The 9252-nt window shown below is 51.2% G+C and carries 7 protein-coding genes and 1 tRNA gene; 6 read left to right on the top strand and 2 right to left on the bottom strand.

The features are described from left to right. The coding region (locus tag QSV34_RS15015) for a beta strand repeat-containing protein (RefSeq protein ID WP_502929027.1) at positions 1-3606 on the top strand (3606 nt) is incomplete at its 5' end. 66 nt (positions 3607-3672) lie between these two features. Here the strand turns inward: QSV34_RS15015 and QSV34_RS15010 are convergent. Next, a complete protein-coding gene (locus tag QSV34_RS15010; RefSeq protein WP_289156047.1) occupies positions 3673-4350 on the bottom strand; it encodes a transglutaminase-like cysteine peptidase in 678 nt (225 codons plus the stop codon). A gap of 185 nt (positions 4351-4535) precedes the next feature. On the opposite strand from QSV34_RS15010, the gene QSV34_RS15005 reads away from it, so the two are divergent. From QSV34_RS15005 to sdhD, 5 genes are all read left to right on the top strand, one after another. Continuing rightward, on the top strand, positions 4536-6497 hold the full coding sequence (locus QSV34_RS15005) for a bifunctional diguanylate cyclase/phosphodiesterase (protein ID WP_289156045.1): 1962 nt from the start codon (positions 4536-4538) through the stop codon (positions 6495-6497). A 59-nt stretch (positions 6498-6556) separates the two neighbouring features. Then, complete coding sequence (gene gltX / locus QSV34_RS15000) at positions 6557-8041, top strand: glutamate--tRNA ligase (RefSeq protein WP_289156044.1); 1485 nt, start codon at positions 6557-6559, stop codon at positions 8039-8041. A gap of 95 nt (positions 8042-8136) precedes the next feature. Then, positions 8137-8212 (top strand) — tRNA-Ala (locus tag QSV34_RS14995). A 165-nt stretch (positions 8213-8377) separates the two neighbouring features. Continuing rightward, positions 8378-8758, top strand: coding sequence for a succinate dehydrogenase, cytochrome b556 subunit (gene sdhC, locus QSV34_RS14990; protein WP_289156042.1), 381 nt, complete (start codon positions 8378-8380; stop codon positions 8756-8758). Then, a complete protein-coding gene (gene sdhD, locus QSV34_RS14985; RefSeq protein ID WP_289156040.1) occupies positions 8749-9081 on the top strand; it encodes a succinate dehydrogenase, hydrophobic membrane anchor protein in 333 nt (110 codons plus the stop codon). The genes sdhC and sdhD overlap by 10 nt, the downstream gene beginning before the upstream one ends. Before the next feature lie 45 nt (positions 9082-9126). Here sdhD and QSV34_RS14980 read toward each other — a convergent pair. Further along, a partial coding sequence (locus QSV34_RS14980) for an integrase core domain-containing protein (RefSeq protein ID WP_289152576.1) occupies positions 9127-9252 on the bottom strand: 126 nt, incomplete at its 5' end.

Here is a 9252-nt window from a genome sequence, read left to right as displayed (position 1 = left end):
ACAGTTTTAAATGACAATGTACCAGTAGCTACGGATGTGGATGGTGTAATCACAGGATACAGTTTAGCGTCCGGTGTTGGTGCTGGTAACGGCAATCTTGTATTTAACCTTGATGGTAGTTACACCTTCGACCCCGGCAGTGATTTTGATGATTTGGCCGTTGGTGAAAGTCGTGATGTGACTTTTAATTACACAGCGCTAGACAATGCCGGTGGAGAAAGTAGTGAGGCGACAGTAACAATAACGGTAACTGGTACCAATGATGCTCCGATTGCATCAAATGCTAATTCTGGAACAGCTGAAAATGCAGCTTTAAGTGGCAGTGTTCCAACTGCATCCGATGTGGATGGCACAATAGCCAGCTACGATTTGCGCACAGATGTCGGAGAGGGCTCACTGGTATTCAATCCCGATGGTACCTTCACATTTGATCCTGGTAGTGACTTTGATGACTTGGCTCCAGATGCGACGCGTGATGTAACCTTTACTTACGTTGCTATAGACAATAACGGAGCGGAGAGCAATGAAGCGAGTATAACCATTACCGTAACGGGTACGAACGATGCACCTGTAGCGTCTGATGACACATCTACGACTTCAGAGAACACAGTTTTAAATGACAATGTACCAGTAGCTACGGATGTGGATGGTGTAATCACAGGATACAGTTTAGCGTCCGGTGTTGGTGCTGGTAACGGCAATCTTGTATTTAACCTTGATGGTAGTTACACCTTCGACCCCGGCAGTGATTTTGATGATTTGGCCGTTGGTGAAAGTCGTGATGTGACTTTTAATTACACAGCGCTAGACAATGCCGGTGGAGAAAGTAGTGAGGCGACAGCAACAATAACAGTTACTGGTACCAATGACTCGGCCACCATCACCGTGACCGCAGCGGACACCGCGGTGACCGAAGACGACGCGGGCAACAACACCGCCAGTGGCACCGTCACCGTGGCGGACATCGACAACGGCGAAGGTACCCTGGCGAGCAGCACCGCCACCTACGGCACCGTGACCGTGGATGGGTCGGGCAATTGGACCTACACCCTGAACAACGGCAACGCCACGGTTCAGGCATTGGCGGCGGGCGAGACCCTGACCGACACCATTACTTTCACCAGTGACGACGGCACCACCCAGACCCAAGACATCACCATCACTGGCGCCAACGACGTTCCGGTAGCAAATAACGACACATTCACAATATCCGAGGATACAACGACATCTGCCTTGGATTTCTTAAGTGGCGATACAGATGCTGATGGCGATTCATTGACCCTCGAATCAATTGCAGGCGTTGATCTGACTCCCGGTACGGCGCAATCCATTGCTGTCACCAACGGTACCGTAAATGTCAGTGCTGCGGGTGAGGTGACCTTTACTCCGGCTAACAATTACAGTGGCCCGATTAGCTTCGACTATGAAGTTTCAGATGGTAATGGCGGAACAGATACAGGCACAGTTAATGGCACTGTCACTGCTGTGGCCGACGCACCGACGATTACTTTTAATTCTGATGTGATGACCGGCGGTGGTTCGGTGAATGAAATACCACCACCAGCATCTACCGGTTTGACCGTTCGTTTTTATGACAACTTGAATAATGGTGATCGTACAGGGGCCAATATCGAGGGCCAGAATGACCCCGCAACGGTAACGTCGCAAACACGTGAGATTAATGGTTTCGGCACACCAAAGATACAGACTTCCGGTGCAGTTCAAACTGATGGTTCTACCGTTGCAGTTGGGACGGGGGATGCCTTTTCAGTTACTGGCCTGATTTATCTTGAAGCGGGTTCGACTTACCAGTTTACTGGTTACCGTGACGATTCAATCCGCATCGAGTTGGGTGGGGAAACTCTGCTTTCTACAACCGGTGACTCTTTTGGTAATTATGGCGGCGACACACCACCCCCTGGTGGCGTTGGTTTCCATATAGAGGGTGGGACATTTACAGCGCCAGCCAGTGGCTATTACACAATTGAGGCTTATGTAAAAAATGTTTCTGGCCCCGGGCAGTTTTCACTGAACCTTTCTGTTGACGATGGTGCTCCGCAGCCGCTCAACGCCAGTAACTTCAATATCTACGGCAGCGTTGCTGAATTGACCGCCGCTGGTGGCCAGTTCTCCACTTTCGTAAGCAATGGTGCTGCTGGCCAAAACAGTGATGGAGGCTATTTCCCACAAGCAATTAACACAGGTGCCCAAGACAGCTTTATCGAGATATCGAATATTTCCACTGCACTGACGGATACTGATGGTTCTGAAGTAATCGATAGTGTAGAAATCAGCAATATTCCTGTTGGCGCACAGCTGACAGACAACGCAGGTAATAGCTTTACTGCTTCTGCAGGGTCTACCAGTGTTGATGTGCAAAGCTGGGATCTAAACAACATCCAGATTTTGCCGCCTTCGGGATTCACAGGGGATATAACACTAACTGTTACTGCTACCAGTCGCGAGACGAGCAATAACGATACTGCTTCAACCAGTGATGATATTACAGTGACGGTTGTGAGTAGCGGAGCAATTACATCTGGTGTGGACTCAGACTTGGTGGGAGACGTTCCTGTTATAGAGGGTACTTCCGGTGATGATACGTTGAGTACGCCGCTTGTTACTGCTCGAGTGGATACACCGTCTACATTCATCCCCCAAGGTGGCGTTGGTGCCTTCCAGTTTGATTTTTCAAGCGGCCCAAGCAGCTTGTCAATTGTAAGTATTGCGATCAACCTGGCTGCAGGTGGTGATGCCAATGCGCAATTTGATTCTGCCGGTGGTGGTAGCTTGGCACCGAATGTCGTCACGGATGTGGGAGGTGATGGTGGCACGATAAATGTTGTTGATAACTCAGCGCAATTAACAGCCACATTCACCCCAGGAGATTTCACTGTTGGAGACAGCTTCAGTTTTGATATCGACACCGACCAGGTGGGAGGTGATGGCGCTGATGACGGCGGAGACTTTGGCCAGGCAAATGTAACTTTTACCATCACATACAGTGATGGAAGCACACAAACTGGCACTTATGTTGAGATTGCTGGAAATGACGGTGATCTTTCACAGGGCGTATCGGCATCGGCTTCAGACCCAGTAATTCTGGTTGGCCAGAGCGGCAATGACACACTGGCTGGTGGTGCAGGAGAAGATGCTCTATTCGGAGGTGAAGGCAATGACATTCTTAACGGCAATGCTGGTAGTGATGCCCTCCAAGGTGGAGTCGGTAATGACATCCTCACCGGTGGTGCTGGCGATGACATTCTGGCGGGTGGGCTTGGTTCCGATACTTTCCGCTGGGTGGATGGTGATGAAGGCACTGGTGCTGCACCAGCTAACGACATCATCAGCGATTTCAACCAGGGACAAGGCGATGTTCTAAACTTGCAAGACCTGTTGCAAGGTGAAGAAAGTGGCGATCTCACAAACTACCTGTCTTTCTCGCTGGATGACGGTAACACGCGTATCGAAGTCAGCTCGGAAGGTAATGGCACGGTTGATCAGGTGATCATACTGGACGACGTTGACTTGACCGCTGGTGGCACCCTTGCGGATGCGGCCATCATCACCAACCTGATTAACAACAATAACCTGATCGTGGACTAATGTATCCAGTGTAAGATCAGGACGTTGTAACCCTGAAGCGCCTTGCGGTCATTGCAGTACGGATGGCTACAAGGCGCTTTCTTTTATGCGCCGGGTGAGGTCTGACCAGGCTTTGATTTGCTCGGAACTGCCGCTGTGTTGGGATTCATTGCGAGAACGACTGAGCCAAAGACTTTCGGCATTGAAACTGTATACGGGAATCAGGTCGGTGCGCTCTGATGCCGGTTTGATGCGCCGGTTGAGGTTATCGAGAATCAATGGCTGCGACGACGGGGTAGGGTAGTAAGCCAATACCATATGGGCCTGGTTGAGCCGGGTGGCAGTAACGTAGGTGATGCGCAGCTTTTCGCCAGGCACGCCCAACTCCCGCAGGGTAAAGTATTTGGCGATGGAGTAGTCTTCGCAGTCGCCGGCATCGCGGATCAGAAACTCCACTGGTGTGGCCCAGTAATCTTTCTGTTTCCACAACGCCATGTCACTGGTAAAGCGGGCATCATTAAAAAAGTCGTTGACTGCTTCCAGCTTGTCTTTTTCATCCAGTTGCTGGTTGTTTTGAATCAGGTTTTGCCAAAACAAAAGGCGGTTCTTTGCGGTGGTGCCGTGCTTTTCCTCCACTTTTTTCAGCAGGTTCTCACTGAGCTGGAACAGCGGTTTTTCCTGGCAATAGCTGACAATGCCCAGCAACAATAGCCCGGTGCAAGCGAGAGTCGTGAACGCTTTTGAAAACAGCCGCTTTGCCAACATTCTTCTTTTTGTTCCGTATCAGCGTCTGTTATCGACCGCATTCAAAAAATCATAACAGCTGGCTTAAAAATAGTTGTGCCGGACTCAACAAAACTGGAGCTGGGTATTTGCATTTTGTTTGCGCTCAAGCAAAACTGTATTTGGTCGAAAAATAATAAATAGCCAGTCAGGATCAGGAATACCCAGTGACTCTTTACCGCCAGTTGATCGCCGCCGTTACCTTGCTGTTTACGCTGCTCTATGGGGTGAGCATTGTGACTGGCGTATCCCAAACCAGGGATTTGCTGGATCAGCAAATGCAGGTGCACGCCCGCGATACCGCCACATCTGTTGCCCTTTCCATGACCCAAGCGGCTCAACAGCAAGATTTGGCCACCTTGGATACCATGTTCAATGCGGTTTCCGACAGCGGCTATTTCAGCCGCATGGTATACCGTGATCTGGAAGGGAAGGTGTTGCTTGAACGCTCGTTTGTCGTCAGTGCTGTGGGCGTACCCCAGTGGTTTATCGACAAAATACCGTTGTCTTCCCCCAAAGGCGTTGCTGAAGTCAGTTCCGGTTGGCTGCGATTGGGAACACTCACCGTCACCAGCCACCCAGGGGAAGCCTACAAAAAACTCTGGCATACCACCGAACAGCAATTAAGCATTTTTGCGCTGGTTACCTTTCTGGTTTGCCTGGTCGCCTTTTTCGCTCTGCGGGTACTATTGCGCCCTCTGAGTGATGTAGAAGCACAGGCAGAAGAAATCGCCAGCCAGCAGTTTGTTACCGTTAAAAAGCTACCTCGCACTCGTGAATTGCGGCGAGTGGTGGAAACCATGAATCGCATGTCGGAACAGCTGAAAAGTATTTTTGAGCAGCAACTCAGCCAGATCGAATACCTTCAGGAGCAATCCCTGCGCGACCCGGTCACGGGCCTGTCCAGTCGTATGGATTTCGATACTCGCAGCGCCAGCCTGCTGCGCGAAGAACGGGGCGAGCTGTCTGGCGCATTGATGATTCTTACCGTCAGTAACATGCAGCAGGTTAATGGCAAAGAGGGCCGGGCAGGGGGTAACAAAGTACTCAAAGCAATCGGTGAACAGTTGCAAGAGCTGCTGGTTTCTTATCCGCACTCCATTGCCAGTCGCCGCCAGGGGCCGGAAATTACGTTGTTTGTGCCTCATATCATCGAAGCGGAAGGCCGGGAGCTGGCGGATAAAGTGTTTGATACCACCCGCCAGATTCAGTGGCATCACTGGAGTGATGTTTCTCTGGTGATACATATGGGGTACAGCTACGCGAGAAGTATTGATGACATTGGCAATCTTCTCAGCGAAGCTGATATTGCTCTTTATCGAGCCAAGGAAAATACTGAGAGTTGCTGGAAGAGCCTGGATGAGGCCGAACAGGAGCAGGCTTTGCCGGTGCTGTCTGCCTCAACCGATGAATGGCGGAAAATTCTCAATCGAGCCATTGAAGAGCAATCCATCGTCTTGCATTACCAGCCCATTTATTCGGCAGACAGCAAATTGGTGGCTTATGAGTCCTACGCGCGCCTGCCCAGTGGCAATGAGCTGATCAGCGCCGGGGTGTTTATTCCCATGGCGGAACGCTTTGGTTTGGTGGCAGACTTTGATCGCCTTGTTCTGCAAACCTTGGCCCGTCAGAAAAAAGAGTTTCCAAAGGATGTGTACTTTTGTGCCAACCTGAGTCTGGCGTCCATTCAGGACGAGGGCTTCCGCGAATGGCTCGACCAGTTCCTTAAAGAGAACCATTCACTGAGCAAACGCCTGGTGGTGGAACTGTCCGAATACGCCATGCAGGTCAATGAGCAACACGTACGTGACTTCAGCGCGTTGCTGCTGCGCCACAACGCCAGCCTGGCTATTGACCACTTTGGTCTGGAGTCCTCGGCCTTTGGCTATCTGGGCAGCTTGCCCTTACACCACATCAAGATTCACCACAGCTTTGTGCACAATCTGGACAGCAATCAGGACAATCACTTCTACGTGCAATCCCTGGTGCAGGTGGCTCGCAGTCGCAACCTGCAGCTCATGGCAGAGGGTATCGAGCGCCAGGAGGAGTGGGATACCTTGCGCGAACTCGGCCTCGACGCCGGCCAGGGGTATCTGCTGGGTCGTCCTTCGGAAAAGCCGGTGGCCTAAGCCATCGGGCGCCCCTATAATACGACGCCTTTTCAACGGATAAATTCTTAGTACTCGCTATGACTGTTCGCACCCGTATTGCGCCTTCTCCCACGGGCGATCCCCACGTGGGCACTGCCTATGTAGCCCTGTTTAATCGCTGTTTTGCCCGCCAGCACGGCGGCCAGTTTATTTTGCGCATTGAAGACACTGACCAAACTCGCAGCACGCTAGAATCCGAACAGGCGATTCTCGACTCCCTGCGTTGGCTGGGCCTGGACTGGGACGAAGGCCCGGATGTGGGGGGCGACTACGGCCCTTATCGTCAGAGCGAGCGCATGGATTTATACGGCGATTACGCCAGACAGCTGGTGGAAAAAGGCCATGCTTTTTACTGCTTCGCGACGCCAGAAGAATTGGATCAGATGCGCCGCGAACAAGAAGCCGCAGGCGAGGCAGTGAAATACGACGGCCGTGGTCTCAAGTTGAGCGCCGAAGAAGTGCAAAGCAGGCTGGATGCCGGAGAGCCCCACGTGATTCGTATGAAGGTGCCAGAAGAGGGCACCTGCGTGGTTAACGACATGCTCCGCGGTGACATCGAAATCCCCTGGAAACAGGTGGACATGCAAATTTTGCTGAAAACCGATGGCATGCCCACTTACCACCTGGCCAATGTGGTTGACGACCACCTGATGAAAATTACTCACGTGGCTCGCGGTGAAGAGTGGATTAACTCCGCGCCCAAACACCAGCTTCTGTACGAATATTTTGGCTGGGAAATGCCCACTTTGTGCCATATGCCACTGCTGCGCAACCCGGACAAAAGTAAACTCAGCAAGCGCAAGAATCCCACCAGTATTACCTTCTACCGGGATATGGGCTATCTGCCGGAAGCACTGCTCAACTATCTGGGGCGCATGGGCTGGTCCATGCCCAATGAGGAGGAGAAGTTCACCCTGGCGGAAATGGAAGCGGCCTTTAATATTGAAACTGTTTCCTTGGGCGGCCCAGTGTTTGATGTGCAAAAACTGGACTGGCTCAATGGCCGCTGGATTCGCGAAGATCTGGACGAAGAACAATTTGTTGGGCGTGTAGCGGAGTGGGCCTTCAATCGCGACAACCTGAAGCGCATGGTGCCGTTGATTCAGGGCAGGGTGGAGAAGTTTACCGATATCGCTCCGCTGGCCAATTTTATGCTTTCCGGGCTGCCGCTCCTCGACGAAAGCAGCTTTGAGAACAAGCGTCTGGAAAAAGAAACCATCTGTAAAATTCTGCAGTTCAGTTCCTGGAAGCTGGATGCGCTTCAGGATTGGCAGCGGGATCGCTTGTACGAAGAACTGAACCAGCTTGCCCAGGCCATGGAGCTCAAGCTAAAGGACTTTTTGTTTCCGTTGTTTGTGGCTGTGGCGGGTTCGCCTTCGGCGCCGCCATTGTTTGATGCCATGGCCATATTGGGGCCGGATATGGTGCGTGCAAGAGTGCGTCATGCCCTTAATGCGGCTGGTGGCGTTTCCAAGAAGCAGGCGAAAAAACTTACCAAGGAATATCAATCAATTACTAAGTAAATTGCTGAAATTAATAGCAATATTATTCTGTCATATATTCACAAAAACGCCCTTGACAGCTTGGGGTGCCGCACCTAGAATGCGCACCTCTTTACGGGGCCTTAGCTCAGCTGGGAGAGCGCAACACTGGCAGTGTTGAGGTCAGCGGTTCGATCCCGCTAGGCTCCACCAAACAAACAACCCTACGCGTAAGCGTGGGGTTTTTTGTTTGTGGCTTATAAACTATCAAACCGCTACTAATGGGTTATATGGGTGTCCATCTGCCTCGCTGATTGGTAGAATGCATGCCGCTTGTAATATTCTGTTCAGGCACTATCGGGGGTACGAGGATAAATTATGAATAACAGTCGACCTGTAAACCTTGATTTGGGAACCGTATCGTTCCCGATTACGGCTATTGCATCTATTTTGCACCGCGTTTGCGCCGTTATTAGCTGGGTTGGAATGGGCTTTTTGCTGATGGCTCTGGCCCTGGCGTTGGGCTCCAAAGAGAGCTTTGAAGCACTGGTTACTCTGCTGAAAGAAAACCTGTTGGCGCAAATTGTGAGTTGGGGGCTGCTCACGGCCTTTGGTTACTACTGCATGGGCACCGTCAAACACATCATTCAGGACTTTGGCCTGTTTGAAGACTTTCAGGGCGGCAAGGCCATTTCCTGGGTTGCCATTGTAGGTGGTGTGATTATCAGCATTGCGGCGGGAGTAATGATATGGGCCTGATGAGCGGAAACGGTACTCGCCAGTGGTTGTTTCAGCGTTTGAGCAACGCTCTGGTCGTAGTGTTCGGTATTGTGATGATCAAGGTACTGGTCAGCAGTGAGTTGAGCCACGAATCCCTGTCGGCTTTGTTTGCTGGTCAGGTATTCCAGATTTACGCTGGTATCACACTGTTGTTTGCCTGCTTTAACTCCATATTGGCGGGCTGGCAAATCGAAGGGGACTACCAGAAAAAGCTGCACATCCCCAAAAATCTGCTGACAACCGTAGCGGTTGTAGTAAGCCTTACCTATCTGGTTTGCGGATTGATGTTGCTGTTTAGATAAAAGCAGCTCAATGCGTGTCTTGTCCTGATATAGGTTGACACTACTTCAGGTTAAAAACGCCCGATGGACTTCATCGGGCGTTTTGTATTTTAGAGCCATATGCGGCCGCCGTTTATTGTATAACTCAACAGATTCTTCCACCATGACGGTAGCCTGCTCAATATTTTCAGG

The organism is Porticoccus sp. W117 (assembly GCF_030341905.1).
In the GTDB taxonomy this organism is placed as follows: Bacteria; Pseudomonadota; Gammaproteobacteria; order Pseudomonadales; family Porticoccaceae; genus SCSIO-12696.
Note: the sequence above shows the minus strand (reverse complement) of the source record. Positions and strands in the feature narration are given on the sequence as shown.